Annotated in this window: 29 protein-coding genes; 8 read left to right on the top strand and 21 right to left on the bottom strand. The window is 68.3% G+C overall.

What is annotated here, in order from left to right:
• Positions 1-41: 41 nt before the first annotated feature.
• The 4 genes from EP28_RS06240 to EP28_RS06225 form a co-directional block, all read right to left on the bottom strand.
• Positions 42-1,286, bottom strand: a complete 1,245-nt coding sequence (locus tag EP28_RS06240) for a M20 family metallopeptidase (RefSeq protein WP_049983142.1) — start codon at positions 1,284-1,286, stop codon at positions 42-44.
• A gap of 12 nt (positions 1,287-1,298) precedes the next feature.
• Positions 1,299-1,736 carry a YeeE/YedE family protein gene (locus EP28_RS06235; RefSeq protein ID WP_049983141.1) on the bottom strand — a complete coding sequence of 146 codons (438 nt, stop codon included), beginning with the start codon at positions 1,734-1,736 and terminating at the stop codon, positions 1,299-1,301.
• 17 nt (positions 1,737-1,753) lie between these two features.
• Positions 1,754-2,278, bottom strand: coding sequence for a YeeE/YedE family protein (locus EP28_RS06230; protein ID WP_049983140.1), 525 nt, complete (start codon positions 2,276-2,278; stop codon positions 1,754-1,756).
• Between the two features lie 99 nt (positions 2,279-2,377).
• Positions 2,378-3,580, bottom strand: coding sequence for an MBL fold metallo-hydrolase (locus EP28_RS06225; RefSeq protein WP_049983139.1), 1,203 nt, complete (start codon positions 3,578-3,580; stop codon positions 2,378-2,380).
• Positions 3,581-3,861: 281 nt separating this feature from the next.
• Here EP28_RS06225 and EP28_RS06220 point away from each other — a divergent pair, with 281 nt between their 5' ends.
• A complete protein-coding gene (locus EP28_RS06220) occupies positions 3,862-4,116 on the top strand; it encodes a sulfurtransferase TusA family protein (RefSeq protein WP_049983138.1) in 255 nt (84 codons plus the stop codon).
• Between the two features lies 1 nt (position 4,117).
• Positions 4,118-4,729, top strand: a complete 612-nt coding sequence (locus EP28_RS06215) for a DsrE/DsrF/DrsH-like family protein (protein ID WP_049983137.1) — start codon at positions 4,118-4,120, stop codon at positions 4,727-4,729.
• 96 nt (positions 4,730-4,825) lie between these two features.
• Here the strand turns inward: EP28_RS06215 and EP28_RS06210 are convergent, their stop codons facing one another.
• From EP28_RS06210 to EP28_RS06180, 7 genes are all read right to left on the bottom strand, one after another.
• Positions 4,826-5,509, bottom strand: coding sequence for a helical membrane plugin domain-containing protein (locus EP28_RS06210; protein ID WP_080506076.1), 684 nt, complete (start codon positions 5,507-5,509; stop codon positions 4,826-4,828).
• 1 nt (position 5,510) lies between these two features.
• The gene (locus EP28_RS06205) at positions 5,511-6,656 is read right to left on the bottom strand and encodes an NAD(P)/FAD-dependent oxidoreductase (protein WP_049983136.1); all 1,146 of its coding nucleotides are present in this window, start codon (positions 6,654-6,656) and stop codon (positions 5,511-5,513) included.
• Position 6,657: 1 nt separating this feature from the next.
• A complete protein-coding gene (locus EP28_RS06200; protein WP_049983135.1) occupies positions 6,658-6,900 on the bottom strand; it encodes a sulfurtransferase TusA family protein in 243 nt (80 codons plus the stop codon).
• A 129-nt stretch (positions 6,901-7,029) separates the two neighbouring features.
• Positions 7,030-7,722 (bottom strand): Sjogren's syndrome/scleroderma autoantigen 1 family protein, encoded by a 693-nt coding sequence (locus EP28_RS06195; RefSeq protein WP_049983134.1) that lies wholly within the window; start codon positions 7,720-7,722, stop codon positions 7,030-7,032.
• Between the two features lie 65 nt (positions 7,723-7,787).
• The gene (gene sufU, locus EP28_RS06190; RefSeq protein WP_049983133.1) at positions 7,788-8,213 is read right to left on the bottom strand and encodes a Fe-S cluster assembly sulfur transfer protein SufU; all 426 of its coding nucleotides are present in this window, start codon (positions 8,211-8,213) and stop codon (positions 7,788-7,790) included.
• 84 nt (positions 8,214-8,297) lie between these two features.
• Positions 8,298-8,843 carry a response regulator gene (locus EP28_RS06185; protein ID WP_049983132.1) on the bottom strand — a complete coding sequence of 182 codons (546 nt, stop codon included), beginning with the start codon at positions 8,841-8,843 and terminating at the stop codon, positions 8,298-8,300.
• A gap of 287 nt (positions 8,844-9,130) precedes the next feature.
• The gene (locus tag EP28_RS06180) at positions 9,131-10,408 is read right to left on the bottom strand and encodes an aminotransferase class V-fold PLP-dependent enzyme (RefSeq protein WP_049983131.1); all 1,278 of its coding nucleotides are present in this window, start codon (positions 10,406-10,408) and stop codon (positions 9,131-9,133) included.
• Positions 10,409-10,814: 406 nt separating this feature from the next.
• On the opposite strand from EP28_RS06180, the gene hemC reads away from it, so the two are divergent.
• The 4 genes from hemC (at position 10,815) to EP28_RS06160 (ending at position 14,272) form a co-directional block, all read left to right on the top strand.
• Positions 10,815-12,044, top strand: a complete 1,230-nt coding sequence (gene hemC / locus EP28_RS06175) for a hydroxymethylbilane synthase (protein ID WP_049983130.1) — start codon at positions 10,815-10,817, stop codon at positions 12,042-12,044.
• Positions 12,037-12,885, top strand: a complete 849-nt coding sequence (gene cobA, locus EP28_RS06170) for a uroporphyrinogen-III C-methyltransferase (RefSeq protein WP_230455266.1) — start codon at positions 12,037-12,039, stop codon at positions 12,883-12,885. The genes hemC and cobA overlap by 8 nt, the downstream gene beginning before the upstream one ends.
• A complete protein-coding gene (locus tag EP28_RS06165) occupies positions 12,882-13,679 on the top strand; it encodes a uroporphyrinogen-III synthase (RefSeq protein WP_080506075.1) in 798 nt (265 codons plus the stop codon). The genes cobA and EP28_RS06165 overlap by 4 nt, the downstream gene beginning before the upstream one ends.
• A 194-nt stretch (positions 13,680-13,873) precedes the next feature.
• Complete coding sequence (locus EP28_RS06160; RefSeq protein WP_049983129.1) at positions 13,874-14,272, top strand: hypothetical protein; 399 nt, start codon at positions 13,874-13,876, stop codon at positions 14,270-14,272.
• A 122-nt stretch (positions 14,273-14,394) separates the two neighbouring features.
• Here the strand turns inward: EP28_RS06160 and EP28_RS06155 are convergent, their stop codons facing one another.
• The 6 genes from EP28_RS06155 to EP28_RS06130 all read right to left on the bottom strand — a co-directional run bounded on the left by EP28_RS06155 (position 14,395) and on the right by EP28_RS06130 (position 19,645).
• Positions 14,395-15,387 (bottom strand): DUF4382 domain-containing protein, encoded by a 993-nt coding sequence (locus EP28_RS06155; protein WP_049983128.1) that lies wholly within the window; start codon positions 15,385-15,387, stop codon positions 14,395-14,397.
• Positions 15,388-15,516: 129 nt separating this feature from the next.
• Positions 15,517-16,842 carry a 5'-deoxyadenosine deaminase gene (locus EP28_RS06150; protein WP_049983127.1) on the bottom strand — a complete coding sequence of 442 codons (1,326 nt, stop codon included), beginning with the start codon at positions 16,840-16,842 and terminating at the stop codon, positions 15,517-15,519.
• Positions 16,843-16,898: 56 nt separating this feature from the next.
• On the bottom strand, positions 16,899-17,141 hold the full coding sequence (locus tag EP28_RS06145; RefSeq protein ID WP_049983126.1) for an Rdx family protein: 243 nt from the start codon (positions 17,139-17,141) through the stop codon (positions 16,899-16,901).
• Positions 17,142-17,214: 73 nt separating this feature from the next.
• Positions 17,215-18,615 carry a heme o synthase gene (locus tag EP28_RS06140; RefSeq protein ID WP_049983125.1) on the bottom strand — a complete coding sequence of 467 codons (1,401 nt, stop codon included), beginning with the start codon at positions 18,613-18,615 and terminating at the stop codon, positions 17,215-17,217.
• 47 nt (positions 18,616-18,662) lie between these two features.
• Positions 18,663-19,127, bottom strand: coding sequence for an FAD synthase family protein (locus EP28_RS06135; protein WP_049983124.1), 465 nt, complete (start codon positions 19,125-19,127; stop codon positions 18,663-18,665).
• Positions 19,124-19,645, bottom strand: a complete 522-nt coding sequence (locus tag EP28_RS06130; RefSeq protein WP_049983123.1) for a Mov34/MPN/PAD-1 family protein — start codon at positions 19,643-19,645, stop codon at positions 19,124-19,126. The genes EP28_RS06135 and EP28_RS06130 overlap by 4 nt, the downstream gene beginning before the upstream one ends.
• A gap of 138 nt (positions 19,646-19,783) precedes the next feature.
• Here EP28_RS06130 and EP28_RS06125 point away from each other — a divergent pair, with 138 nt between their 5' ends.
• On the top strand, positions 19,784-21,730 hold the full coding sequence (locus EP28_RS06125; RefSeq protein WP_049983122.1) for a Hef-associated nuclease: 1,947 nt from the start codon (positions 19,784-19,786) through the stop codon (positions 21,728-21,730).
• 51 nt (positions 21,731-21,781) lie between these two features.
• Here EP28_RS06125 and EP28_RS06120 read toward each other — a convergent pair whose 3' ends face one another.
• Both EP28_RS06120 and EP28_RS06115 read right to left on the bottom strand, forming a co-directional pair.
• Positions 21,782-23,461 (bottom strand): phospholipase D-like domain-containing protein, encoded by a 1,680-nt coding sequence (locus tag EP28_RS06120; RefSeq protein ID WP_196219623.1) that lies wholly within the window; start codon positions 23,459-23,461, stop codon positions 21,782-21,784.
• Between the two features lie 111 nt (positions 23,462-23,572).
• A complete protein-coding gene (locus tag EP28_RS06115; protein WP_049983611.1) occupies positions 23,573-25,021 on the bottom strand; it encodes a HEAT repeat domain-containing protein in 1,449 nt (482 codons plus the stop codon).
• A 259-nt stretch (positions 25,022-25,280) separates the two neighbouring features.
• On the opposite strand from EP28_RS06115, the gene dpsA reads away from it, so the two are divergent.
• Entirely contained in the window at positions 25,281-25,829 is a 549-nt protein-coding gene (gene dpsA / locus EP28_RS06110) for a DNA starvation/stationary phase protection protein DpsA (RefSeq protein WP_049983121.1), read from the top strand.
• Positions 25,830-25,952: 123 nt separating this feature from the next.
• Here dpsA and EP28_RS06105 read toward each other — a convergent pair whose 3' ends face one another.
• Both EP28_RS06105 and deoC read right to left on the bottom strand, forming a co-directional pair.
• A complete protein-coding gene (locus tag EP28_RS06105) occupies positions 25,953-26,177 on the bottom strand; it encodes a hypothetical protein (protein ID WP_049983120.1) in 225 nt (74 codons plus the stop codon).
• A 71-nt stretch (positions 26,178-26,248) separates the two neighbouring features.
• The gene (deoC, locus tag EP28_RS06100; RefSeq protein ID WP_049983119.1) at positions 26,249-26,902 is read right to left on the bottom strand and encodes a deoxyribose-phosphate aldolase; all 654 of its coding nucleotides are present in this window, start codon (positions 26,900-26,902) and stop codon (positions 26,249-26,251) included.
• Positions 26,903-26,925 lie beyond the last annotated feature (23 nt).

The raw sequence follows: 26,925 nt of genomic DNA, 5'->3' as shown, positions 1-26,925 counted from the left end.
GGCTTCCCGAACGCATAAACCCCCTTCCTCGTACGCCGGGGTCAGCGGTCCGAAGACGCCCAGATGGCCGGGAGACGCGCGTACACCGACGCGTTGCGTCGGAGCGCCTCGATCGTGACGTGTTCGTCGACGGCGTGGGCCGTGTCGGTGCCGAACCCGAACTCGACGGTGGGGATCCCGGCGTGTCGAAACGTCTTCGCGTCGCCGCCGCCGGTGGCGCTCCGCCGGTAGACGCGACCGTCGCTGACGGCTGCCGCGGCCTCGGAAACGGCCTCGACGAGCGGGCTGTCGAGCGGCTCTCGGCTCCCGACGGACCAGCTCGCATCCGCGATGGAGACGCGGGGGAACTCGGCGAGACAGTCGCGGATGTCGGCGAGGACGGCCGCGGTTTCGACCCCCGCCGTGAGCCGCACGTCGAGCCGCGCGGTCGCCGCGTCGGGAACGGTGTTGATCGCCTCACCGCCCTCGATCGTCCCGAGGTTCACCGTCGGGTGCTCGAACGACTCGCGGGCGGCGTCCGCCCCGAGCGTGGGTTCGTAGTACTCGACGGACTCCGACACTATCGGCTGGACCGTCGGATCGAGGTCGAGTTCCCGGGCCGTGAGCCGCGATCGGACGAGCGACGTGGCTTCCCAGAGCCGGTCGATGGCGTTGTCGCCGAGCGCCGGGCGAGAGCCGTGCGCGGCCGTCCCCGTGGCCCGGAGCGTCAGCCAGATGCTGCCGCGGTCGGCGACCGTGACGGAGTGACGCCCGCGCGAGCAGGTGGTCTCGCCGATCACGCAGGCGTCCGGTGCGATACGACCGAACGCGTCGCTCTCGACGAGGGTGTCGACCCCGGCGGACCCGCCCGTCTCCTCGTCGCTCGCGACCGCGAACGCGACCGAGACTGGCGGGTCGCGATCAGCCGAAGCGAGCGCTTCGCCGGCCGCGAGCATCGCCGCGAGCGGTCCCTTCATGTCCGTCGCACCGCGACCGTACAGGCGTTCTCCGTCCCGTTCGCCGAGCGGATCGCGCGTCCACGCGCCGGCCTCGAACGGAACGGTATCGACGTGACCGTTGTACAGGAGCGTTCGGTCGCCGTCGCCGGACAGCGTCGCGAGCACGTTCGGCTTCGCCGGATCGGTCACGGTGCGCTCGGTGTCGAAGCCGGCCGCCGCTAACAACTCCTCGACGTAATCGACGATCGCGCGGACGTCGCCCGGCGGGTTTTGCGTGTCGATCGCGATCAGATCCGTCGCGATGTCGACGACGCGCTCGGTCGACGGGAGCGGTGAGTCGTGCGGCATGGCGGGTGCCGGTCAGTCGTCGCTCGGGGCCGCTCCGGCCGCGCCCGGCGTGTCCCGGCTTCGCCAGACGCCTTGGGCGTACGCCCCGATGAACATCCCGGCGATGGCGTAGAGGATCGGCCAGTTGCCGACGCCGAGACTCGCGTACGCCGCCCCGGGACAGATCCCGGAGAGCCCCCAGCCGACGCCGAAGATCGACCCGCCGACGAGGACGTTCCTATCGAACGACTTCAGCCGGCGGCCGTAGGCGCGACCCGTGAGCGGTGCCGACGAGCGGAGTTTCGGCATCGTCCAGAACGCGAGTCCGGCGACTATCGAGCCGCCGAACATCACGAACAACAGCCCGAAGTCGGTGAACGTTAGGAAGTCAAGGACGACCTCCGGACGGGCCATGTGGCTGTATCCGAGCCCGAACCCGAAGATCAGGCCTCCGACGAGCACCAGCGGCATGAACAGGGGATGTCGGCTCACAGTCCCACCCCCAGCGCCGAGACGACGTTCGCCGTCACGATAGCGACGACGAGGAACGTGGCCACGCCGGCGAGCGAGGTCCGTGAGACGGACCCGACGCCGCAGATCCCGTGACCGGAGGTACACCCCTTCCCGACGCGGGTGCCGATCCCGACGAGGATCCCGCCGACGAACAGCCGCCACGGCGAGACCTGCGTCGTCCAGCCGCTCCCCGCGAGCGACCACGGATCGCCCTGATAGATCAGCGCGTACACCGCGGCACCGCCGATGATGCCGGCGGTGAACACGAGCCGCCAGTCCCGTGAGGAGACGTACTGCGCGAACCGCGACTGTCCCGACACGTACGACAGCGTCGACTCGAGGAACGTGCTCGCGCCCGCCGTGATCCCTGTGCCGAGGTAGATCAGCGCGGTTCCGAGTCCGACGAACAGCCCGCCTATCGCGTACCGCGAAACGCCGTTCGGGAACAGCGCGTCGACGGTCCCGTGACCGAGCAGTTCGGCGACGGCGGCATCGATCATCGCCGATCACCCCGCCTTGCGCTCGGCGACGGGTCGCTGCGAGTCACGGGCAGGGACCGAGCACGCGTCACGGACCGGATGGCGTGTCTCACGATCGGATCAGTCGTCGCTCGTGAGTGCATCTTGACTCGCGGCGCAGTTGTTCGGGCCGAGTTCGAGCGTGAACGCCTCGTCGTCGTCGACCGCGTTCTGGCCGAGGTTCGTCGCGATGATGTCCTCGTAGTTGGCCGGCCGCGGCGGCATGTCCGCGAGGACGATGTCCACGAACTCGTCTTTCTCGGCCGAGAGCGCGTCCATCCGCTCTCGGAGCTCGCCGATCGGTGCGGTGTACGTGCCGTCGGCCGCGGGCTCGGCCGCGTCGCTGAAGTGTGCGCCGCCGATCAGTACGTCGTCGTCGAGCGTGAGCACGCGCTCTTGCAGCGAGTCGTACAGCGTGCGAGCCGCGTCGGGCGCGCCGTCGTCACCCTCCTCTAGGTCGGGGCGGGCGACGCTCTCCGTGAATAGGCCGTCGCCCGTCGCGAGCAGGCTGTCGCCGAGCAGGTAGGAGGTCATCCCGGTCGTGTGGCCCGGCGTGAACACCGTCTCCACGGTGGCGTCGCCGATCGCGAACTCGTCGCCGTCTTCGGTCAGCGTCACCGCGTCGGTGTACGTGACGCCGCGGTCGGCGGCGGGCGCGGGCAATACTGCCTCGACGCCCTCGTCTGCGAGGTCGCGGAGTCCCGAGATGTGGTCGGCGTGGACGTGGGTGTCGAACGCGTACGTCAGCTCGACGCCGAGGTCGTCGGCGTCGGCGAGGTAGCGGTCGGTGAACGCCCGGAGGGGGTCGACAATAGCGGCCTCACCGCCGTCGTACAGCAGGTACCCCAGACAGCCGCTGGAGGGACGCTGATACTGCAGCAGCGTTCCGGGACCGTCGTACTCGGTGACCTCGTGGGCCTCGTATATCGACGCCCAGCCGTTCATCCCGTCTTCGAGGTGATCGACGTCGTAGCCGCGGTCGGCGAGCGCGCCGGCGACGTACTCGCTCGCGCCGCCTTTCGCACAGAGTACGGTGACGTGCTCGTCGTCCGGGACCTGGTCGAGCACGTCGTCGTCGATCTCCTCGTCGAGGAAGTGGAAGTACGGCACGTTAATCGACTCCACGTTCTCACCGTCGATCCGCCACTCCTCGTAGTCGCTCGACATTCGCGCGTCGAGCAGCGTCACCGACTCCCCGTCGTCGATGCGGGCTTTCAGCGTCTCGGGGGCGATCGAATCAACATCCGCGTCCGGCGTCGGGAAGTCCATCTCGTCTGGGTCCATGTACACCCCACCATAGCGGAAGCAGCAACTTAAGAGTTTGTATAGTAATTCACCATATACACAATATAGAGAGTCAGATAACCGAACCTCGCCGATTCGACCGATACCGGCGAGTGCAGCTTCGAACGAACAAGCCGTCACAGCCCGCGTGTGAGCGATCGCACTTATGACCTGTTACCCCCTGCTCCGGAGTCCCAGTCGTTCACACCGAGTACAAGAATCGACACACTTATACTGATCTGAACAGTATTGTGAGGTAACCCCAACATGGGGAACTAACCATGAGTACGGAAACTGCAGCCCAGACGCTGGACGTGAAGGGACAGAACTGCCCGATGCCCGTTATCAAGACTCGCGGTGCCTTCGACGACCTCGCCCCCGGCGAGGTGCTCGAAGTAGTCGCGACCGACTCGGGGAGTATGAGCGACATCGCCGGCTGGGCCGACTCGACAGACGGCGCAGAGCTGGTCGAACAGGAGGAAGCCACCGAAGGGGGCGAAGACGTGTACAAACACTACCTCCGCAAGACCGAGTGAGATGAGCACGGACACATCCGCGTCCGCAGACGGCGACGACGCGACGGACCCCGGCTCCGAGCCAGCGCCCGAGACGGTCGCCGACCTACGCACGCGCATCGACGACCTCGAGTCCGAGGTGTCCGACCTGCGCGCCGAGGTCGACGACGACGGCGCACAGAAGATGGTGATCATCGCCACGAAGGGCACGCTCGATATGGCGTACCCGCCGCTCATTCTCGCGAGCACGGCGGCCGCCTTCGGCTACGATGTCACTCTCTTCCACACCTTCTGGGGACTCGAGATCCTCCACGAGGAAAACTCGAAAGACCTCAAGCTCAGCTCCGTCGGCAACCCCAACATGCCGGTGCCGAACGTCATCGGCGCGCTCCCCGGTATGGACCGAATGACCACCCGGATGATGCGGAACAAGATCGCCGACAACGATGTCGCCTCGATCGAGGAGCTGATAGAGACCTCGCTCGCGAGCGGCGTGGAACTGCAGGCGTGCCAGATGACGATCGATCTCCTCGGCTACGACGAGGACGACTTCTACGACGGTGTCACAACGGGCGTCGGGGCCGCCTCGGCGTTTCAGGACATGGCCGACGCGGACATCCAACTGCTCGTCTAGTTCTCGGGCGTCTTTTTTACGAGCGACCGACCGATTCCGTCGTCGGGTGTGCAACTTGCCTATCGCGCAGGCCGAGGCGATCGCCGCAGGACGGTGTCAGTCTCCGTCAGCCGCCCGTGACCGCCCGATCGCTTTCGAGATGGCGATGACGTAGCCCAGCCCGTACTGCACCTCCGGATCGCGGACCGAGCGCGCGAGTCCGAGCGCGCCGACCGGTTCGGGGTCGCTGCGCTCTGCGGCACCGACGCCTTCGAGAAGCGTCGTTGCGCCGTCGCGGACGTCGTCGTCGGCCGCGGTGTCCGCCACCTCACCCAGCGCGGATCCGGTCTTCGCGAGCGAGCGGACCATCTCGTCGTCGAGGGCGTCGCTCGCGAGCGACCCGACCTGTGCGACCTCTGCGAGGTCGTCTAGCGCACCACTTCGCTGGAGTTCGACGAGCGTCTCCAAGGCGTCGTGAAGCTCGGCCCCGTTCGCGCCGACCGCCTCCGCGAGTGCGACCGTCTCGTCCGTCGCGAGTCCGTCCGCGGACTCCGCGAGCGTCGAGGCCGTGCCGGTGAGTTCGACGACCATCTCGTCTGTGAGCGCGTTCTCGCCGAGCGACACGACGTCGAGAAACTCGTTGACCGCGTCGAGCCGCTCGACGAACGCGGCGACCGCCTCGGGGTTCTCCGCGACGATCGACTCGAGGTCGGCGCGGTCGAGTTCTTCCCCGTCGCTCTCCCCGTCCACGCCCTCGGGGGTCGATTGCTCGTCGTCGGCGTCGTCAGTGGCGTCCGACATTTCAGAGCAACCCCCGTGCGGTGAGCCAGTAGGACTCGTTGTACGCCAGCTTCGACCAGTGGAGCTTCTCGGACGGCGGCGCGGGCGACGGCGGATTCTCGTAGTCGAACTCGACGTACGAGGCCGCGTCCATCCCGGTCTCGATGAAACACAGCGTCTTGCCGTCGTACGTCGCCGTCGCGGGTCGCCCCCGGATCTCGCTTTCGAGCCGCTGTGCCACGATGCCCGCCTGATAGTGAGCGACGCTGCCGGCCTTCGGCACGCCGGTGGTCGCGGCGTCACCGAGCGCGTACACGTCTTCAGCTTCCTCGGCCTCCAGCGTGTGTTTGTTCACGTCGACCCAGCCGCGGTCGCCGAGACCGGCCTCTTCGACCACGTCGACGCCGCGGTGCGGCGGGATCGCGGCGAGCACGTCGTACTCGATCTCGGTCCCTTCCATCGACGTGACGGTTCCCGCCTCCGGATCGACCGCGTCGGCGTTGAAGAACGTCTCCACGGAGATCCCGCGCTCGTCCATGATCGGCTGGGCCCACTCGGCGATGTGGGGGTTACCGTGGACGCGCTGGATCGGGTAGGTGTAGGTGATGTCGATGTCCTCGCGAAGCCCGCGCTCGCGGAGCCAGTCGTCGGCCATGAAGACGAACTCGAGCGGCGCGGCGGGACACATGTGGGGCGTGCCGATCACGCTCAACACGAGGTGTCCCTCGGTCATCGAGAGCAGGTCGTCGCGCAGCGCGAGCGCTCCCGACTCCGAGTAGTAGTCGTGACCGCCCTCTTCGAGTCCGGATATCTCCGTCGGCGCGAGCGTCGACCCCGTCGCGACGACGAGGTAGTCGTACTCGAGGGAGCCGGCAGCGTCGCGGAGTTCGAGCCGCTTCCCGTCGGTGTCTATCTCGGTCACCCGGTCGATTCGCAGGTCGATCTGATCGTCGACGAGCGACTGCAGCGGCCGGCGGGCGTCGGCCGGTTCGCGCTTGCCGAACGGGACGTACAGCCATACCGGCTTGTACACATGGTCCGGGTCGTCGTTGATCAGGGTGACGTCGACGTCCCCGTCTTCGATCTCCGGGCCGAGCCGCTCGGCGAGGTTGTTTGCGAGCACCGCGCCGCCGGTGCCGCCGCCGAGTATCGCGATGCGGTCGGTCACGTCAGGCCACCTCGACGTAGAACTCGTACTCGTCGCCCGATTCGTCGACCGCGAGCAGTTCGTTGTCGGTCTCGTCGACCCACTCCGAGACGTCGGTAAGCGACTGGTCGTTGTCGCTCAAGAGGCGGATCACATCACCGGATTCCGCTCCTCGGACTTGGCTGATGAGATCCATGAGCGGCCCCGGACAGGCTGCGCCTCGGGCGTCGACGGTGTCGGTGGGTTCGATATCGATAGTGGACATGGGTACAAGTGTCCCTTCGTGCTCCACGGTTATAGTATTGTGCAGTAGTTCCAAAAGTGGAGAACGAGGGAACAGTTATATGATGCCGAGAGCGGACCACCCGACAGGTCGAGCGCGGACAGGAACATATCAATCGAGCGTTTCGAGCGTTTCGGCCGCTTCACGGGCCGCCCGTAGGTGCTCGCGTGCGCGTCGCGGATCATCCGTGGCCTCGGCGTTGCGAGCGAACCGCAGCAGGGTTTTTGCGAGCGAGTCGCGAGCGTCACCGACGCTCGCGGCGCCGGCCGGGTCGGACGCGACGTGACGCTCGCCGCCGCGCCGCGTCGATCCGGCCGTTCCGCTCGCGCGCGCCTGCCGTTCACCGTCGGTCGGCGGTGTGGTCGCATCGCCGCCGACCGATGCAGGGTCGGCCGCCGTGGACGCCGGGTCGGCTGCCGTGGACGCCGGGTCGGCTGCCGTGGACGCCGGGTCGGCTGCCGTCGACGCCGGAGGTTCCGGTGTCGTTTCCGCGGTGTCCGCGCGGAGTGTGCCCGCCGATTCGGCTTCCGCGGTCTCCGGTGACGACGAGCCGACTGTGTCCGCAGTCGTTCCCGCTGTCTTCTCCGTGTCGCCCGAATCGCCCGCCTGACACGTTGGACAGAACTCGCGGCCGTCGTGTCTAAATATTGGGTCGCCGCAGTCGTCGCAGTGACGGTTCGTCATCGTCGCACCCTGCAAGAGAAGCTCCGACATCCGCTGGGTGTGTTCGCGCTTCTCGTCGTCTCCCGCGAACTTCTCGCGGAGCTTCTCTCGTTCGGCCTCTTTGTCGAACCCGTCGCTCATGTCTGGACGAACGTACTCACGAGCAAAAGTTCCGTGGGCTCGGGACGACCGACGCCGGCGGCGCGCTACTCCTCGGTCTTCGTCCGAGTGCGGTCGGGATCGAGTTCCCCGCGGTGAATCTTCGTGCCGTCTTGGGCCACCTGTCGCCCGAGCACGGCGCATTTCACGCGCATCGGCGAGATGTCGACCCCGAGCATCTCGGTGATGTCGTCGGTGTCGAGCGCGTCCAGCTCCGCTACCGACATGCCGTGGAGCCGCTCTGAGAGCATGCTCGCGGAGGCCATCGAGATGGCGCAGCCGTCACCGGTAAACCGGACCGCCTCGATCGCGTCACCCGCGTCGTCGAGGTCGATCTCCATCCGGATCGTGTCGCCACACGACGGGTTCTCTCCGACGTGTGTCACGTCCGGATCCTCGAGTTCCCCGTAGTTGCGCGGGTTCTTGTAGTGATCGAGGATCTGCTGTCGGTACATGTCCGAGCCCAGTCCCATATCAGAAACTGGTACGCCGGTGCGAGCAAAAAGGGTTCCGTCGGGCGCGGAGGAAGGGGCCAGCGCGAGGCGGCGGCGACCCGGTTACTCCTCTGACGACGGCCGTCTCGCGGACGGTTCCCGAGCCGGCGCGGACGACTCCGGTGTCGTCGTGGTCGCCGTGTCGGTCTCCGACACGTCGTCGACGAGCTCGCGGAGCCGGTCGAGGATACGGTCGTACTGACCGCGCTCCGGCTGCTTTGGGAAGTAGGCGTCCGCGCCGGCCGCGAGCGCCCGCGCTCCCATCTCGTCTTTGCGGCAGGTGGTGTGAAACACGACCGGGATGTCGACGCCTCGACTCCGAAGTCGCTCGACCAGATCGACGCCGGAGGCGTCCGGAAGTCGCTGTTCGGTCACGACACAGTCGACATCGTCGGCCGCGTCGAGCGCCGGCTCCATCCCGTCGACCGACCGGACCGTGAACCCCTCCGTGAGCCGTTCCGCGAACGTCGCGAACAGCTCCGCGGAGCGGGCGTCCGGTTCGACGTGAAGCAGGACGACGGTGTCGACCTCGTCTGACGAACCGCCGGCAGCGGTGTGCGTATCCGTCTGGACAGTGGTTGCGGTGGGTGCCGGTGTGTAGTTACTCATGATGTGGTGATATCTGCCAGACACCTTCGAGCGACTGCGGCGGATCTCGTCGCGCTCATACGCTCGCCGAATGCCATGATCGCTCCCCGCCGGAAGCCACCGGCTGGAGCGTCCGGAGAGCGATCGGTGGTTGTCCTCCCGATCGGTGTCATCACGGTTTCCCAAATGCACGCCCTACGGGTATACCGTAGAGATACTCAGTCCGGATTAAGCCGGATTAAACCCGTTTAATCGTCCGCGTGGAGCAAAAAGACGGTCTGAGAGGGTGGATTGATAAAATCGAGGCGTCAGGCGAACAGGTCTTGCGCCTCGCCGACCGCGTCGACAAAGGCGTCGACTTCCTCGACGGTGTTGTAGACGTAGAAGGACGCGCGCGCCGAGGCGGAGATGCCGAGCGTGTCGTGTAGCGGCTGGGTGCAGTGGTCGCCGGCGCGGATCGCGACGCCGTAGTCGTTCAGGATGCTTGAGAGGTCGTGGGCGTGAACGCCCTCCACGTTGAACGAGACGAGTCCGCCGCGGTCGTCACCGGGTGGACCGTAGATCTCGACGCCGCCGAGCGCGGACAGCTCGTCGTACGCGTACTCAGCGAGCAGGTTCTCGTGGGCTTCGATCCGCTCCATCCCGATCTCCTCTAGGTACTCGACCGCGGCCGCGAAGCCGATCCCCTGCGCGATCGAGGGTGTGCCGGCCTCGAATTTCCACGGGAGGTCCTCCCAGGTGGACTCCTCGAAGGAGACGCGCCGGATCATGTCGCCGCCGTAGAGGTACGGCTGCATGGAGTCGAGCAGCGCCTCGCGGCCGTACAGCGCGCCGATCCCGGTCGGCCCACACATCTTGTGACCCGAAAAGGCGAAGAAGTCGACGTCGAGTTCGGTCACGTCGACGGGACGGTTCGGGACGGACTGTGCGCCGTCGGCGAAGATCAGCGCGTCGCGGTCGTGCGCGAGGTCGGCAAGCTCGCGGACCGGATTGATCGTCCCGAGCGCGTTCGAGACGTGGACGACGGAGACCATCTCGGTGTCGTCGTCGATCAGGTCCGCGGCGTGGTCCATATCGAGTCGCCCCTCGTCTGTGACCTCTATGAACCGGACGTCAGCGCCGGTCCGCTTGCCGATCTGTTGCCACGTCACGAGCGACGAGTGGTGTTCCATCTCGGTGAGGACGACGTTGTCGCCCGGGCCGAGTTCTTTGAGCCCCCACGCGTACGCGACGAGGTTCATCGCCTCGGTCGTGTTCTTCGTGAAGACGATCTCCTCGCGGCCCGCGGCACCGACGAAGTCGGCGACGGTGTCGTGCGCCTGTTCGTACGCGACCGAGGCCTCTTGGCTCAGCTGGTGGATCCCGCGGTGGACGTTGGCGTTGTAACCGCGGTAGTAGTCCGCGATCGTGTCGACGACGGGATCGGGCGTGTGCGAGGTCGCCGCGTTGTCGAGGTAGACGAGCGGCGTGTCGTCGCCTGCGCCCTCCCCCGGGGTCTCGGGGTCGCCGCCGACCTTTCGGTCGAGTATCGGGAAATCGGCGCGGACCGCCTCCACGTCGAACGGGTACTGTTCCTGAACTCCCATTGTCCCGTATGGGGGCCCGAGCACTAACACACCTTCGGTCCGGTACGTGTTGCCAGTACCTCTGATCTGGATGATCGCGTCCGGACGATCGCGTCCGGACGATCGCGTCTGAACGAGTTCCGCGACGGCGAGGTGGCTCCTCGGAGCCCGTACTGCAGCCCCGCACCGCACCTCACGCCTCCCCAGCCTCGCGGCTCGCTCGGAGTTCCCTCCGGTCGCCCGCGTCGCTCACCGCGTCCCTCGCGGACGGTCTCGCGGTCGCCGGCGGCGACCGCTCACCGGCGCGCCGCCGCTCGATGCGTAACCGAGGTGTAACGGAGGCCGCGTCGCGATACGGCGTTCCGCCCGCGCGTCGGCGTCACGGCCGAACTAGTGCCCTTTTGAACGCGGGGGACCTCTCTTCGGTATGACCGAGACACTCAGGCTCGCCACCCGCGGGTCGGACTTGGCCCTCGAACAGGCCGGGACCGTCCGCGACGCCTTATCGAGCCGCCGGCGCGACGTGGAGATCCGGCGCGTCGAGACGCGCGGCGACCAGATCCCGGACGAACTGATCCACCGCCTCGGCAGGACGGGCGCGTTCGTCCGCGCCGTCGACGAGGCGGTGCTCGCCGGCGACGCCGACCTCGCGGTCCACTCGCTGAAGGACGTCCCGACGGAGGGGATGGACGACGTGGTGATCGCGGGCGTCCCCGAGCGCGCTCCCGCCGGCGACGTGCTCGTCCACCCCGACGGAGTCGGGATCGAAGACCTCCCCGCGGGTGCGGTGGTCGGCACGGGGTCGCTCCGGCGGACCGCCCAACTCAAGGCCGCGCGGCCGGACGTCGTCGTCGAGCCGCTCCGCGGCAACGTCGACACCCGGATCGAGAAGCTGCTCGCACCCCGACTACAGGCCGAACACGAGCGGCGACTGATCGCTTCGGGCGAAGCGAGTGCGCTGACAACCGAAACGGGGGGAGACGGTGCTGCCGACGAGGGAACACCCGAGGCGGACGAGCCGAACTGGGACGCTCTCGACGACGAGGCGGGCGATGAGGTCGACGAGGCGGACGCAGACGACTCCGACGAGACGTTCGAACGCACCGTTGAGGAGTGGTTCGATTCCCTCACCGAGTTGGAACGCTCGGCGATGGAACGCAAGGTCGAAACCGAGTATGACGCGATCGTCCTCGCCGAGGCGGGACTCCGCCGCTCCGAGCTGTTTCACGAGGTCAAGACCACGCGGCTCCCCCGTGAGGAGTTCGTTCCCGCCGCCGGGCAGGGGGCGATCGCCGTCACCGCGGCCGATCCCGACGTGATCGAGACGGTTCGGTCCGCGATCGACCACCCGCGCACGCGAGTCGCGGTCACCGTCGAGCGGACTATTCTCGGCGAACTCAACGGCGGCTGTGTCGCACCGATCGGCGTCTCTGCGCTCGTACAGGGCGAACACGTCCACACGCGGGTTCGCGTGCTCTCGACGGACGGGACCGAGGAGGTGGCGGACACCCGCGACCTGCCGATCCGGTCGCACGCGAAGGCGGCCGAGTCGTTCGCGGCGGATCTGGCGGACCGGGGCGCGGCCGACCTGATCGCGGCGGCACGCGAGGAGGCGGAGACCGACGAGGTGCCCCGGGCGGAGGCGGACGATGAGTGATGAGTCGCGTCCGGGTGACGAACTGAGCCCGGGTGACGAACTGAGTCCGGATGACGAGTCGGCGGTCGGAACCGTCTACCTCGTCGGATCCGGTCCCGGCGACCCCGACCTGCTGACGGTGAAGGCGGCGCGGCTGATCGAGTCTGCCGACGTAGTGCTTCACGACAAGCTTCCCGGCCCGGAGATCCTCGGCGAGATCCCCGAGGCGAAACGGGAAGACGTGGGCAAACGCGCCGGCGGCGAGTGGACCCCGCAGGAGTACACCAACCGCCGGCTGGTCGAACTGGCCCGCGAGGGGAAGTCGGTAGTCCGCCTCAAGGGCGGCGACCCGTTCGTCTTCGGCCGCGGCGGCGAGGAGGCGGAACACCTCGCGGCCGCCGGTGTTCCCTTCGAGGTCGTCCCGGGCGTGACCTCCGCCATCGCCGGCCCCGCGGTCGCCGGGATACCGGTCACACACCGGGATCACGCCTCCTCCGTCTCCTTTGTCACCGGCCACGAGGACCCGACCAAAGACGAGTCCGCGGTCGACTGGGACGCGCTCGCGGCGACCGGCGGCACCATCGTCGTGCTGATGGGCGTCGGGAAGCTCCCGGGGTACACCGCGGCGCTGCGCGAGGCCGGACTCGACGGCGACACCCCCGTCGCGCTGGTCGAGCGGGCCACATGGCCCGAGATGCGTGTGGCGACGGGCACGCTCGGTTCGATCGTCGAGGTCCGCGACGAGACCGGGATCGAGCCGCCCGCGATCACCGTGATCGGCGACGTCGCGGCGACTCGCGACCGGGTGGTCGCGTTTCTGCAGAACGAACACGACGACGCCGACGGAGGTGACGCCGTATGAGCGACGCAGACCTCGACGACACGCCCGGAGCCGAGGACGGCGACGACGCACCCGGAGCCGGCAGCGCTCGCCGTCCGAGCGTCGCCGTGTTCCGGCCGGCCGACGAGCGTATCGACGCCGCCGCCGCGCATCTGGAGTCGCTCGGCGCGGACCCGGTCCCGGACCCGATGCTCGCCGTCGAGCCGACCGGTGCGGTCCCCAGCGACGCCCCGTTCGTCGTCCTCACGAGCAAGACTGGCGTTGAACTCGCGGCCGCGGCGGGGTGGGACCCCGGCGACGCGGTGCTTGCCACTATCGGCCCCGCGACCGCCGCCGCGGCTCGTGCGGCGGGCTGGACCGTCGACGTCGTCCCCGACGAGTATACGTCGGCGGGGCTCGTTGCGGCGCTCGCCGACCGCGTCGCGGGCGATCGCGTCGAGGTGGCTCGTTCCGACCACGGCAGCGACGTACTCTTGGACGGACTCCGCGCGGCGGGCGCGGAGCCGACCGAGACGGTGTTGTACCGCCTGACGCGTCCGCCGGAAGCCGGCGAGTCGGCCGAGCTGGCCGCAGCCGGCGAACTCGACGCCGCGGCGTTCACCTCGTCGCTTACGGTCGAGCACTTCCTCGCGGCCGCCGCGGAGCGGGGCGTTCGCGACGCGGCTATCGAGGGACTCGATTCGGCGGTAGTCGGTGCCATCGGCGCGCCGACCGCGGAGACGGCGGCCGACCGCGGACTCGACGTCGACGTCGTCCCCGACGACGCCGAGTTCGAGGCGCTCGCAGCGGCTGTCGTCGACGCGGCGACCGAGTGAGCGGCCGGGTCGCTCCCGACCGCGACCGATACCCCCTCCAGTTCTCGCGATCGACACCGTCCTCGGAAGAATCGACAATACGACGCGAGTGGGGCTGTACACCCGATCTCTGCCTGTTCCCCCGGTGTACTTTGATTATCAAAATTGAAAATGCACTCCGCGGGTTTATTATCCGGTAGGGGAAAGAACCGGGCATGGAACCGAGCGAGCGCTGGGCGCTGCGGGCCGACGACGGAGTGATCGTCGTCGAGTTTCCGCACGGAACCGGGTTGAGCCCCGACGACGCCGAGGCGCTCCTCGACCGGTGGCGGACCACCACCGACCGACCGATCGACGCCGTCGTGATCGTCGTCCGAACGAGCCGTCCGTGCTCCGACGCCGGGCGGCGTGCCCTCCGGGAGTCCGCGCAGATCGCGGTCGCTCGCGGCGCAGAGCGGTTCGCCGTCGTCGGCGAGCGATCGAAGCGCCGGTACCTCAAACGGACGATCGACATCGACGGGGTCGACGTCGAGGCGTTCAACGACACCGCCGCCGCCCGCGGGTGGGCGGAGAGTCCCTCTGTGGCCGCGCCGTCGATCGACACGTCCACGTAGGACGTTTCTCAGACGACACGGATACGCGAGTCCATCCGTCGACACGACCACGCGGGTAGATTCACAAAGCGCCGAAAGGCGTTGGAACACCCGTGATTCGGTGAGCGACGCGGACTACCGCCTTAGCTGTCGATCCCGGAGGCGGTCCCGTTCTCCGCGTTGTCGCCGTCGGCGGACTCGGTTTCGTTACCGTCGCCACCGTCAGTGGACTCGGTTTCGTTACCGTCGGCGTCGCCCTCGCTGTCGTCGTCATCATCGTCAACCTCGTTGACCTTCACGTCGCGCCCCGCGACGCCGCTCCCCGAGATCACGGGCGTGAGGATGTACCCGTTGGTCCGGCCTCGCTTGACGACGTTGATGTCGAAAACGAAGCTGACGGGTTCCTCTGGCGTGACCTCGAAGCTGTTCGTGATCTGGAGCTTCTCGCTCGGGAGCTTCACGTCGACGGTCTCGCCGTCGACAACCCCCTCAGTCTCGGAGACGTCGACCGCTATCTTCTCGTAGCTTCCCGCCGGGATCTCACCGTCGAACACGGCGGTCGCGTCGTCGCCGATCACTCGGGTGAGATCGACCGTCGCCCCGTCGAGATCGATGACCGTGAAGCCCCGGTCGCCGCCCTCGCCGTCCGCGTTCCCGCCCTCGTTTGCGTCGTTATCCTCTCCGTTCTCGCCTTCGACGTCCCCGCCGTCTGCGCCGGCGTCGGTGTCGTTCTGGGTGTCGCTCTCGTTGCCACCCTGCTCGTCATCAGCAGTCTGCTCGTCACCGTCCTCGTTTTCAGCGTCTTCCTCGTCTTCGTCTCCGTCATCGCCGCTCTCGGCCTCGAAGAGCCGAGCCGCCTCGAGCGTGACGTCGAGCCGGTCGAAATCGCCAATGTCCGCCGGCGCGTCGCTGACGAGTAGCCGGAAGCTGCCGGTGAGGGTGTTCGAGCCGTCGCCGCCGTCGGAACCGTCCGAGCCGCCCGAGCCGTCGGTGGACGCGGGAGCGTCCTCTCCGCTACATCCTGCAAGCGCCGTCACGCTCGCGCCCGCCCCGAGCGCAACGAACGTCCGTCGGGCGAGGCCGTCGGTGAACGCGTCGTGCGAGTCGTCGCCATTCGTCTGCGGTCGGTCTGTCATGGTGGCTCATCGAACGGCCCCTAGACGGATATACACGGAAGACCCTCAGCCCGAATTTATGCGGATCAACCCAGTTTTATTTCATTCGTCCGCTGTCGGGTATCAACGCGCCAGGAATCCCCCGCCAGCTCACCGCGAGGCCGTGTCGATACCGGCCGTCTCGACCACTCGCTTCGCGTGGCGGGTCGCGCGCTCGCGGACCGCCTCGGCGTCGATTCCGACGTGTTCGCCGTCGGCGTACCGCACCTCGCCGTCGACCATCGCGAACGTCACGTCGTCGCCGTGCGCGGCGTACACGAGGTGCGAGAGCGGGTCGTGGATCGGCGTGGCGCGCGTGCGGTCCGTGGTGAGCCCGATCACGTCCGCGCGCATACCTACCCGCAGCGTCCCGAGCCGATCGAAGCCGGCGGCGCGGGCGCCGTTCGTCGTCGCCATCTCCAGTGCCGTCGCGGCCGGAAGTCGGGTCGGGTCGCGAGCGTCCACCTTCCCGAGGAGGCTCGCCTGCCGCATCTCGGTAAACGGGTCGAGCGTGTTGTTGCAGGGCGGGCCGTCGTTCCCGAGCGCGACCGTGATCCCGCGGTCGAGGTAGTCCTGCACCGGGGCGATCCCCGAGGCGAGTTTCATGTTCGACGATGGGCAGTGCGTGACGACCGTGTCGGTCTCGGCGAGCACCTCGCGCTCCCGCTCGTCCGTGTGAACGCAGTGGGCGAGCGTCACGTCCGGCCCCGTCAGTCCCACCTCGTCGAGCCAGAGGAGGTTCCGTTTCCCCGTGTCTGCCTCGACCGCCTCGATCTCGTCTTCGTTCTCGCTCGCGTGGGTGTGGATCGTCACCCCTTCATGGCGGTCCGCGAGGTCGCGACAGCCGCGGAGACAGGCCTCAGAACAGGTGATGGCGAACCGCGGCGTGACAGCGTACCGGATCCGACCGTCGGCCGCGCCGTGGTACTCGCGAATGAGCGCGTCGCTCTCAGCGAGCGCCGTCTCCGTGTCTTCGAGGAGACCGTCCGGCGAGTCCCTGTCCATGAGCACCTTTCCGAGCCGCGCGCGGATCCCCGTCTCGATCGCGGCCTCGAAGGCTTCCGCGGCGTGGTGGACGGAGAGGTGGTCGACCACCGTCGTCGTTCCCGACTCCAGACACTCGAGGTAGCCGAGTTCGGCGGCCGCGCGCGTCGCCTCGGCGTCCATCGCGGCCTCCATCGGGAGGACGGCGTCGAACAGCCAGTCCAAGAGCGCGTCGTCGTCGGCGATCCCCCGCCCGAGCGACTGCACCGAGTGCACGTGGCCGCCGATCAGCCCGGGCGCGACGATGTCGCACTCGCGGCGGTCGTGGTCGGGGTATCGGTCACGGAGCGTCGACGCGTCGCCGACCGCGGCGATCGTCCGCCCGTCGACGACGACTGCGCCGTCGGGCACGACGGTCTCCGGGTCGACGACGACGGTCCCGGCGAGCAACATGTCCGTCCGCTACTGGCGACGGACACAAAAGAGGCTGTTCGTTCGCGTCACTCGTCTCAGGCGCGCGTGCCGACGTGCGGTCGCACCGCTCGCACGATCTCGTCGACGTCGTAGGCGTCCTCGGACACGTCGAAGACGATCTCGCCGTCGACGCGGACGACGAACACCCCGTCGTCGCCGGTCACCAGCGCGACCTCGTCGAGCGACTCGCCGAACTGTCGGAGGACCGCCTCGGCGACGTCTCGGGCGCGGTTCAACATGCCGCAGGGAACGCAGTATTCGATCTCGACACGGGTCATGGGACTGCGTTGGACCCGGAACCGATTAAACGCGCGGTGTATGGCCACTGGGCCGTCGCCGATCACGGGCGAGTCAGACCAACAGCGCGTCGAACACGACGGCGAACAACAGCAGTCCGAGGTAGGCGTTCGAGGCGTGGAACGCGCGGAACGCCGCGGCCTCCGTTTGTTCGTAGTGTAGCCGAACGACGGTCCAGAGGAACACCGCACCGAGCGCGACGCCCACGACGGCGTACAACACGCCGAGCGGATCGGCGGCCGCCGCGAGTGCGACCGCGGCGACGAGCGTCGCGCCGAGGTACCAGACGATGTGTCGACGTGTCGCCGTCTCGCCTCGAACGACCGGCATCATCGGGAACCCGCCGCGCTCGTAGTCGTCTTTGTACGCCAACGCGAGGTTATAGAAGTGGGCAGGCGTCCACAGGAAGATGACGAGCGCGAGCAGCAGCCCGCCGCCGCCGACCGTCCCGGTCACCGCCGCCCAGCCGATGAGCGCCGGCAGCGCTCCGGCGGCCCCGCCGATGACGGTGTTTTGGACGGTGTTGGGCTTGAGAACGAGCGTGTAGACGACGCTGTAGAACACGATGGCGACCAGCCCGAGCGCGGCGGTGAGCGGGTTCACGCTCCAGAACAGCCCGAGCGAGACGGCCGTGAGCAGTCCGCCGAACGCGAGCGCGTTCGGCACGGGAACGAGGTCGGTCGCGAGCGGGCGGTCGCTCGTCCGCTGCATCCGCTTGTCCACGTCGCGTTCGAGGACGTGGTTGAACGTCCCCGACGCGCCGATCGAGAGCGCGCCGCCCGCGAGCGTCGCGCCGACGGCGTACGGAGTGAACCCCGACCCGCCCGCGAGCGCCATCGCGGCGGCCGCGACCAGACAGAGGAGCCACATCAGCCGGGGTTTCATGAGCCGGAAGTAGGCGGCCGCGGTCGCTCGCAGCCGGGGCAGCGTGGCCGTCGGTATCTCCGGCTCCGGCGCGTCCTCCACCGGCGGGAGATCGTCCGCTCCCAGATCGAAGTCGACGGGGGCGTCGTCGTCACCCGTTTCCGCCTCTAGCCACCACGCGAGCCCGGCGAGAACCGCGCCGAATATGACCACGCCAAAGAGCAGGTGGAGCGGGCCGAGGGCGGCCGGAAGCGCGCCGGTGGCGACGAGCGCGCCGACGGCTGCCTGCACGGGGTACAAAAGCAGTGCACCGGCGAGGGCGGCACGGATGCGGCGGCTCACGTCGGTACGCCACGCCAGACCGGCCGAGGTCGCGACGAGGACGCCGACGACGGCCGCGATAAAGCGGTGCCCGAGCGCGATCCATCCGCTCGGCGACACGGGGAGTCCCGTCCCGTCGCCGCAGGCGGGCCACCCCCCGCAGGCCGCCGCGGCCTCGGTGAGCGACGTGGTCGCACCGACGACGAGCAGGAGGTACACGCCCATCGCCGTCGCGGCGAGGACCGCGGGGAATCGGTCGGGTATCGTCACGGAACAGGCTTAGGAACCGATCCATATATGTCCCGCGCTTCGGCGAGTCACGGGCGCTCGCCGGTCGCCGCTCCGTCACCGTCCGCGGTCCGCCGTCGCAGGATGCGGTCGACGATGTCGCCGCTCGATAACACCTCGCCGTCGTACCGAGGCTCCCGGCTGGTGGCGCGCTCGACACGACAGTCGATCCCGCGGTCGGCGAGCGCGCCGGCGATGTCGGCCTCGTCGTGGTGCTGGTCGAACCCCAACACGATCACGTCCGGATCGAGCCGTTCGATGGGGACGAACACGTCCTCGGAGTCACCGAGATGCGCCTCGTCGACCGCCCCGAGCGCGTCGACCATGTCGCGTCGCTGTCGGGCACACAGGATCGGGTCCGGCTTGTGGGTGACGTTCGTCTGCCGCGCGACGATGACGTGCAGTTCGTCGCCGTGGGTCGCGGCGTCTTCGAGGTAGTGGACGTGGCCCGGGTGCAGCAGGTCGAACGTCCCCTGTGCGACGACCCGCGTCATCGAAACCACGAGAGGAATCCGCTGTCGTCTCGCCGCTCGTCGCCGAGTTCGCGGTCGATGTCTTCTTGTGTAAAATCGAAGAAGTGCTCGTCCGGCACCTCGACGTCGAGGACGTCGAGCGTCGTCTGTCGTCCCTCGTTGTCGAACGCCTTCCAGTTGCCCCACCCGTAGGGCGCGCCGACGATGATGTGGACGCGCCCCTGTCCGAACGTCGCGAGGTCGGCGTCGCTCGGATGAAGCACTCCGTTCGGGTGCGAGTGGACCGAGCCGACAGCGCGCATGTCGTTCGGTTTCATGTGAGTTTGAACGCTCGCGCTCGTCGGGTTCGACTCCGTGCCGGGGATGACGAGCACGTCGGTTATCACCTGCCCGTCCCGGTCGACGTCGAGCTTGCGAGCGTCGTCCGCGCGGAGGAACCCCATGTACTCGTTGGGGTGGCTCTCCTCGCTCGCCTCGAGGATGAACTCCAACGCCTCTCGGGCGATCCCGAGGAGTTCGTCCGAGCGGAACAGTCGCATACCAGAACGCAGTCGCCGTCGCCTCATAGGGATTCCGGACCGCCGACCACGACAGCAACGAGACGAGTGAGGTGGTGTGCACCCACCGCGGAGACGCAAGAGAACAGGCTTAACCCCGGCCGTTCCCGATGAACGCGCATGAGCGAGAACACCGCCGGGAATTCCGGCACGCGAGGCGATTCGAGCCTCGAACCCGACGCTGAGGCGGCGGAGGGGGCGGCCGACGACCGGCCGATCGTCTACGACCTGGCACCCGACTGTACGCTCGAAGACGCCGAAGTCGACGCGCTGTACCACGCGGAAGTCAACGGCGTCGTCGACTACGGCGTCTTCGTCGACGTCTCCGACGCCGTGAGCGGCCTCGTCCACGAATCGAATCTCGACGACGACTACGCCGTCGGCGACCGGCTCGTCGTCCGGCTCACCGAGGTGAAACCGAACGGCGACGTCGCGTTCGACGACGCGGACCTCGACGAGTACCGGACCGAGACGGTCTCACACGAACCTTCGGTCTCACGCGTTCACGGCCTCTCGCCGGGCGACGAGGTCACCGTCGAGGGGGAAGTCGTACAGGCCAAACAGACCGGCGGTCCGACCATCTTCGCCGTCGCGGACGCCACCGGCGTCCTCTCGTGTGCCGCCTTCGAGGAGGCCGGCGTTCGAGCGTACCCCGAGATCGCCGTCGGCGACATGGTCCACGTCTCTGGCACGGTCGAAACCCGTGAGAACGCCCTTCAACTGGAGGTCGACTCCCTGAGCCGGCTGCCCGACGATCGCGCCGCGGACGCCCGCGAGCGATTCGAGGCCGCGCTCGACGACCGCGCTGAGCCCGCTGACATCGACCCGCTCGTCGAGTGGGAGGCGTTCGAGCCGATACACGAGGACCTCCGCGAGCTGGCCCGACTGCTGCGCCGGACCGTCCTCGCCGGCCGCCCGATCCGCGTCCGACACCACGCCGACGGCGACGGGATGTGCGCGGCGATCCCCGTCCAGCTCGCCTTGGAAGACTTCGTCCGCGACGTCCACGAGGACCCCGACGCGGCGCGACACCTGTTCAAGCGGCTCCCGAGCAAGGCCCCGTACTACGAGATGGAAGACGTGACGCGCGACCTCAACTTCGCGCTGGAGGGGCGCGCTCGCCACGGCCAGAAGCTCCCCTTCCTGCTCATGCTCGACAACGGGTCGACCGAGGAGGACGTGCCCGCCTACGAGAATCTCACGCACTACGACATCCCCATCGCGGTCGTCGACCACCACCATCCCGATCCCGAGGCCGTCGAGCCGCTGCTCGACGCACACGTAAACCCGTACCTCCACGACGAGGACTACCGGATCACGACGGGCATGATGTGCGTCGAACTCGCCCGGCTCATCGACCCGTCGATCACCGAGGAGCTGGAACACGTCCCCGCGGTCGCCGGACTCTCCGACCGCTCGAAGGCGGAGGCGATGGACGACTACGTCGACCTCGCCGCCGAGGCCGGCTACGAGAAGTCCGACCTGCTCGACATCGGCGAGGCGCTCGATTACGCCGCCCACTGGCTGCGCTACTCCGAGGGAAAGACCCTCGTCAACGACGCCCTCAACGTCGGCTGCGAGGATGAAACGCGCCACGAGGAGCTGGTCGAGTTCCTCGCCGAGCGCGCCGAGCGTGACGTCGACCGCCAGCTCGCCGCGCTCGACGACCACGTCGACCACGAGCGGCTGGCGTCGGGCGCACACCTGTACCGGATCGACCTCGACGAGTACGCCCACCGGTTCACCTACCCCGCCCCCGGGAAGACGACCGGCGAACTTCACGACACGCGCGTGAGAGAGACCGGCGACCCCGTCATCACGATCGGCTACGGGCCGGACTTCTGTGTCCTCCGCTCGGACGGGGTCCGGCTCGACATCCCGAACATGGTGACCGAGCTGAACGAGGAGTTGCCCGAAGCCGGCGTCTCCGGCGGCGGCCACCTCGTCGTCGGCTCGATCAAGTTCGTGAAGGGCCGCCGCGGCGCGGTCATCGAGACCCTCGTGGAGAAGATGGCGGACGCGGAGATCGACGAGGCGCTCTCCTCGACGGCCGCGCTCGACGACTGATCGCGGTCGACTCGACTGCGCCGCCGGCGGTCGTGCCGTCCCGGTTCTCGATCACGCGAACCGCACCTCCCTGCGGGCCGCGACCCCCGCTCCGACGCCCGCGACGCCGAGTCCCGCGAGGAGTCCGATCGGGAGGTGTATCCCGCCGCCGCGCCAGTCGGCGGCGTACGCCCGGGCGTAGAAGTCGGCGACTCCGGCGTCGTCGACGGCTAGCAGTACCTCGCGATTCTCCGCCGCCGCGGCTTCGTTCCAGTTGAGGCTGCCGACGATAGCGGCGTCGTCGACGACGAGGCCCTTCGCGTGGATCTTTCCGTACCTCCCCCGCGGCTCCGAGACGGCGACCGCGATCGGCTCCGATTCGAGCGTCGCGACCAGTTCCTGATTCTCCTCGCGGTCGTACCACGCACCCGAGAGGAGGAGGTGAACGTCGACGCCGCGGTCGGCCGCTCGCCGGAGCGCGCGGACGATCCGGTCGTTCTGCCCGCCCGTTCGCGGAACCACGGCGAGGACTCGGTCGTCTGCGGCGTCGATCCGGGCGACGATCCGATCGGCCGCGTTGCCCGGGGCGGTGAGAAGCGTCACGTCGGCCCGGGCGGGCGCGGGCGGTTCGAACCGGGTGGGATACGTGTCGTTCGCTCGTCCCGATTCGTGGAACTCGGTGTCCGCCTTGAACTCCCTCCACGGGCGAGCGTCGACGGCGGCGGCGTCCGCGCGAAACAGCGCCGCGAGGTCGTCGGCCGCGGAAGGCGACAGGTTCGGTCCGGACCGGGACCCGCCGTTCGCTGTCGGCTCGGCGACGACGCCCCACCCGCGGTTAGTTCGCCCGCCCGTGCCCGACGCCTTCCAGTTCTCCGTGAGCACGACCGCGCGGTCGTCGGCGACCGCGTACTTGGCGTGGTGGAAGCGGAACCGCTCCGCGTCGCCGTCGAGGATCCGGACCTCGACGCCGGCGGCGACGAGTCGGTCGACGAGGCGCGCACTCCGCGCCGAGAAGCCGCCAACCGGCGAGCCTTCGAGCAGGACGCGGACCGCGACGCCGCGGTCGGCGGCGGCGACGAGCGCGTCTGCGATCCGATTCGATTCGAGGGTGTACCCCGCGAGCAGCAGCCGATCGTCTGCCCCTCGCAGGGCGCTGACGGGGACGTCCGAGCTGTCCGGGAGGACGAACGGAGTCACGCTCGCGTCACCTATCCGGACCGGGGCTCTGGGGTCGTACCCGCGCGGCCGCCACTCGCCCCAGTCCGCTCGCCAACGGTGTCCGTCGCTGACGCGGTCGTACTCGACGACGTCGACGGGAACGCCGTTGTGCCGGAGTTCGATCCTGTCACCTGAGGCCGACAGCGGAAAGTGACCGTCGAGTCGGTGGAGATCGACCTGTCCCCGGTCGTCGGCCGCCGGGCCGTCGGTCAGGAACGCGGCGCTCCGTTCGGGGTCCGCGGACAGCGCGACGGTCCCGCTCGCGTTCGACGGAATCGACGCCTCGTGATAGCCGTCCGAGAGCGACCAGTTCCCCCGCGACGGGAGGGCGACGACGAGGTACTCGCCGCGGTCCCGCTCGGTCGTCGGATTGGGGTACAGTTCGACGATCGCCGGTGCTGTCGGGCGCGCGGATGCGTTGCGTGTCGCGGCGTCGCCGGCGTCTGCGGTTCCGTCTGCGGCCGGCGGACCGACGGCGGCCACAGCGACCGACGGAGCACCGCCGACAGCGACGCAGACGAACAGCGCGAGCACGACGACGGGCGGCCATCGACCGGCGACGCTCGAACCGATCGGTGGGTGGGAACGCACGTCGTCGGTTCCTGCGGCATCGGATAAAAAGCGGAGGGACCGGAACGTCCGGCGTTAGGCGGTCGCGGCCGCCGCGTCGAGCGAGCGCTTGGCCTTCTCGCCTTCCGTCGAGACGACGAACGAGTGTTCGTCCGCGTGGTCGGCGACCGCTTCGAGCGCCTCTCGGGTTCCGATCTGTCGGAGCGCCCAGCCGGCGGCGGCGCGGAGGTCGTCGTCGCGGTCGTCGGCCGCGAGCACGTCTGCGAGGGGATCGACGGCGCGAGTGTCGCCGATGAGACCCAGCGCTCTGGCCGCGAGCGGTTGGACGAGGTCGTCGGTATCGCTGTCGGCCGCGAGCTGATTCGCGAGCGGTTGAACGGCCTCGGGAGCGCCGATTTCGCCGAGCGCCTTGAACGCCGCCTTCTGTAGCTGCGGGTTCGAGTCTTCGGGGACGAACTCGACGAGCGTCTCCGTCGCCTCCGTTGCGGCCATCTTCCCGAGGATGCGGATGGCGAACTGGTCGCGTTTCTCGGCGCGGCCGAGCAGCTCTTCGAGGGACGCCTCCGTCTTCCCGCGCTTACCCATCCGTTCGAGCGCTTCGAGGCAATGCCGCTCCATGAAATCGGAGGTGAGCGAGTCGAGCGCGAGCAGGATCATGTCGACGTTGCCGCGCGTCTCGTGTTCCTTCAGCGCGGCCCACTCGACCGGGTAGTCCTTGTAGTGGCCGAGCACGTCGTAGTAGCCCTGTGCGCGGAGCTGCTCGTGGGTTTCTAAGTCGTCCCACTCTTCTGCGGCGTCGAGACCGTCGGTGAGGTCGTCGGCCGCGTCGAGCAGCGCCGAGATGGTGTCTGCGTCGGCGTCGGCGTCGAGATCAGCGTCTGCAACCGCGTTCGCGACCGCGTCGAGCGCCGTCACGAGGGTCTCGACCGGAACGGCGTCGGTCGGCTTCTCGGAACCGGCCTCGGACTCGGATGCCTCTGCTGTGTCGGCCGCGTCGAGAACCGCGTCCGCGTCGTCGCCTCCCTCCACATCTACCGCGTCGGCGGCGGCGTCGACGAACGCCCGAACCGCGTCGGCCGCGTCGGCGTGGCCGTCGGCGGTCCACTCGGTGTTGTCGAGCGTCTCGGCCGCCGCCTCGATCTCGTCGACAACGTCCGAACCGTACGGGCCGCGCGCGTCCTTAACCTCCTCGCGAAGCTCCGCGATCCGCGATTCGAGGTCGCCGCGCGGATCGTCTGCGTCCTCATCGTCTTCGTCCGGTTCGGGGAGGTCGGCCTCCTCGACGCCCGCCTCCGCGTCATCGAGGAGCGCGTCGACGTCGTCGAAGTCGGCCTCGGTCTCGGCCCCGTCGAGATGCGTCTCGATCTCGTCGAGGTACTCGTTCAGGGACTCCTCGGTCGGTTCGTCGGGACGCGTCGGTGCGGCGGCCTCCGTCGACTCGCCGGCGTCCGCCGCGTCCTCCGCGTCGCCCGGGGCGTCGGCCTCTCCGGAGGCGTCCGCCGGGTCGTCGTCGCCGTTGCTCATACACCACAGACTGCGCGCGTAGTCCATTAAGACGTTTCCCTTCGCGGGCGACCCTGTCGATCGGTTGAGCCAGCCCGTTTCGGCCGACGATCGCCCGTGACCCGAGAGTGGTCCGACCGTCAACGCCGATCCGCGGCAGATGTCTGTGGACTGTTCCACACTATCGTTTCGTTCTCTAAAATTTTGTTTTCAACAATTAGAACATCTATTCAGTATGTGGAAGGTTTTAAGTACCTTACGCGCGTACGTGTATATACCTATGAGCACGCAAAAGCAGGCCCGTCAGCGGTACGGAGAGGTTCACGAGAGCGACGCCCTCCGCGTTCCCGAAGAGAAAGCGGAGCAGCTCGTCGATGCGCTCAACAGCGATCTCGCGGCGACGTACGTCCTTTACCACCAGGTCAAAAAACACCACTGGCTCGTCGAGGGCGCCGAGTTCCTCGGGATCCACGAGTACCTCGGGGAAGTCGCCGCCGACCTCGAAGCGGGTGCGGACGTGCTCGCGGAGCGCGCGCAGGCGCTCGGCGGCGTGCCGCTCTCCGGCGGCGCGAACTACGAGGAACACGCGCCGGTGAGCCCCGAGGACGCCGACGCGTACGACATCCGCACGTCGCTGGAAAACGACCTCGAGATATTCGGCGACATCACAGAACAGCTCCGCGAACACATTCAGCTCGCGAACAGCCTCGGCGATTACAACACCGAAGAACAGCTCCGCGAAATCCTCGAAGACGTCGAGGAACACGGCCACCACATCGAGCACTACCTCGAAGACGACACCCTCGTCACCGAGCAGACGCTCGAATAACGCCGTCTCGGCCTCTCCGTCCGCATATTTTCACACACCGTCAAGTGACGGCGTCGTCGTGCGCGGTCACCCCCTCGCTCCGGCGGCGGTCGACACGCTTCTCACGACGCGGTTCGGACCCTCTCAGCGGCGGCGGAGCGCGTACGTCGCGTAGCCGACGGCGGCGAGGAGCCCCACAGACAGGAGGCTCCCGAACACGGCCGGCGAGACGGTGACGTACTCGCCGAACGGATCGGTCAGGGCGAGCACTCCGACGGTGAGCACGACGGCGATGAGGATGCCGACCGCGCCGAACACTTTGAACGCCGCATCGAGTCTGGGCTGTGCCGCAGTGGTCGAGTGGCTCATACCACCGAGTACGCGAGCCACGTATAAATCATCACCACGGGATTCTCACAGAGAGAAAACGAGATCGGCGATCACCCGCGATATCCGTCGACGATGGCGACGCCGGAGGACGCCCCGATCCGGACCGCACCGGCGTCGAGCATGGCAGCGGCCTCCTCGTAGGAGCCGACACCACCGGAGGCTTTCACCGGGAGGTACTCGCTCATCAGCTCCACGTCTGCGGCCGTCGCCCCGCCGTCGGAGAACCCCGTCGACGTCTTCACCATGTCGGCGTCGGCGTCGACGGCGGCCTCGCAGGCGCGGCGCTTCTCGGCGTCGGTCAAAAGCGCCGTTTCGAGTATCACCTTCACCGGAATCGGCACCGCGGCGACGACGTCGGATATCTCTGCGGCGACGGCGTCGTCCGCGCCCGCCTTGAGCCGGCCGACGTTGATCACCACGTCGATCTCGTCCGCGCCGTCGTTCCACGCCGCGACCGCCTCGTCTCGCTTCGCGTTCGGCGCGTGCTGACCGTGCGGGAACCCGACCACCGTCGCGAGCGCGCCGGACATCTCCTCTTCGAGCGTGTTCACGTAGTCCGCCGCCTCGGCGACGTAACAGGGCGGGACGCAGGCGTTCATCCCGCGGTCTGCGGCCTCGTCGAGGATGGTCTCGACGTCGCCCCACGTGGTCTCCGGGCCGAGCACGGTGTGGTCGATGCTGGCGGCAAACTCGTCGCGGTCCATGCGCTCACCGTCAGTGGTGCGGA

Origin of the sequence: Halorubrum sp. BV1 (genome assembly GCF_000746205.1) — an archaeon.
Classification (GTDB): Archaea; Halobacteriota; Halobacteria; order Halobacteriales; family Haloferacaceae; genus Halorubrum.
This window is presented reverse-complemented; position numbering and strand designations above follow the sequence as displayed.

Bases quoted from the DNA above. Each gene is read 5' to 3' on its own strand.
- EP28_RS06240 (WP_049983142.1), bottom strand. From the start codon at position 1,286: ATGCCGCACGACTCACCGCTCCCGTCGACCGAGCGCGTCGTCGACATC.
- EP28_RS06235 (WP_049983141.1), bottom strand. From the start codon at position 1,736: ATGCCGCTGGTGCTCGTCGGAGGCCTGATCTTCGGGTTCGGGCTCGGA.
- EP28_RS06230 (WP_049983140.1), bottom strand. From the start codon at position 2,278: ATGATCGATGCCGCCGTCGCCGAACTGCTCGGTCACGGGACCGTCGAC.
- EP28_RS06225 (WP_049983139.1), bottom strand. From the start codon at position 3,580: ATGGACCCAGACGAGATGGACTTCCCGACGCCGGACGCGGATGTTGAT.
- EP28_RS06220 (WP_049983138.1), top strand. From the start codon at position 3,862: ATGAGTACGGAAACTGCAGCCCAGACGCTGGACGTGAAGGGACAGAAC.
- EP28_RS06215 (WP_049983137.1), top strand. From the start codon at position 4,118: ATGAGCACGGACACATCCGCGTCCGCAGACGGCGACGACGCGACGGAC.
- EP28_RS06210 (WP_080506076.1), bottom strand. From the start codon at position 5,509: ATGTCGGACGCCACTGACGACGCCGACGACGAGCAATCGACCCCCGAG.
- EP28_RS06200 (WP_049983135.1), bottom strand. From the start codon at position 6,900: ATGTCCACTATCGATATCGAACCCACCGACACCGTCGACGCCCGAGGC.
- EP28_RS06195 (WP_049983134.1), bottom strand. From the start codon at position 7,722: ATGAGCGACGGGTTCGACAAAGAGGCCGAACGAGAGAAGCTCCGCGAG.
- sufU (WP_049983133.1), bottom strand. From the start codon at position 8,213: ATGGGACTGGGCTCGGACATGTACCGACAGCAGATCCTCGATCACTAC.
- EP28_RS06185 (WP_049983132.1), bottom strand. From the start codon at position 8,843: ATGAGTAACTACACACCGGCACCCACCGCAACCACTGTCCAGACGGAT.
- EP28_RS06180 (WP_049983131.1), bottom strand. From the start codon at position 10,408: ATGGGAGTTCAGGAACAGTACCCGTTCGACGTGGAGGCGGTCCGCGCC.
- hemC (WP_049983130.1), top strand. From the start codon at position 10,815: ATGACCGAGACACTCAGGCTCGCCACCCGCGGGTCGGACTTGGCCCTC.
- cobA (WP_230455266.1), top strand. From the start codon at position 12,037: ATGAGTGATGAGTCGCGTCCGGGTGACGAACTGAGCCCGGGTGACGAA.
- EP28_RS06165 (WP_080506075.1), top strand. From the start codon at position 12,882: ATGAGCGACGCAGACCTCGACGACACGCCCGGAGCCGAGGACGGCGAC.
- EP28_RS06160 (WP_049983129.1), top strand. From the start codon at position 13,874: ATGGAACCGAGCGAGCGCTGGGCGCTGCGGGCCGACGACGGAGTGATC.
- EP28_RS06155 (WP_049983128.1), bottom strand. From the start codon at position 15,387: ATGACAGACCGACCGCAGACGAATGGCGACGACTCGCACGACGCGTTC.
- EP28_RS06150 (WP_049983127.1), bottom strand. From the start codon at position 16,842: ATGTTGCTCGCCGGGACCGTCGTCGTCGACCCGGAGACCGTCGTGCCC.
- EP28_RS06145 (WP_049983126.1), bottom strand. From the start codon at position 17,141: ATGACCCGTGTCGAGATCGAATACTGCGTTCCCTGCGGCATGTTGAAC.
- EP28_RS06135 (WP_049983124.1), bottom strand. From the start codon at position 19,127: ATGACGCGGGTCGTCGCACAGGGGACGTTCGACCTGCTGCACCCGGGC.
- EP28_RS06130 (WP_049983123.1), bottom strand. From the start codon at position 19,645: ATGCGACTGTTCCGCTCGGACGAACTCCTCGGGATCGCCCGAGAGGCG.
- EP28_RS06125 (WP_049983122.1), top strand. From the start codon at position 19,784: ATGAGCGAGAACACCGCCGGGAATTCCGGCACGCGAGGCGATTCGAGC.
- EP28_RS06115 (WP_049983611.1), bottom strand. From the start codon at position 25,021: ATGAGCAACGGCGACGACGACCCGGCGGACGCCTCCGGAGAGGCCGAC.
- dpsA (WP_049983121.1), top strand. From the start codon at position 25,281: ATGAGCACGCAAAAGCAGGCCCGTCAGCGGTACGGAGAGGTTCACGAG.
- EP28_RS06105 (WP_049983120.1), bottom strand. From the start codon at position 26,177: ATGAGCCACTCGACCACTGCGGCACAGCCCAGACTCGATGCGGCGTTC.
- deoC (WP_049983119.1), bottom strand. From the start codon at position 26,902: ATGGACCGCGACGAGTTTGCCGCCAGCATCGACCACACCGTGCTCGGC.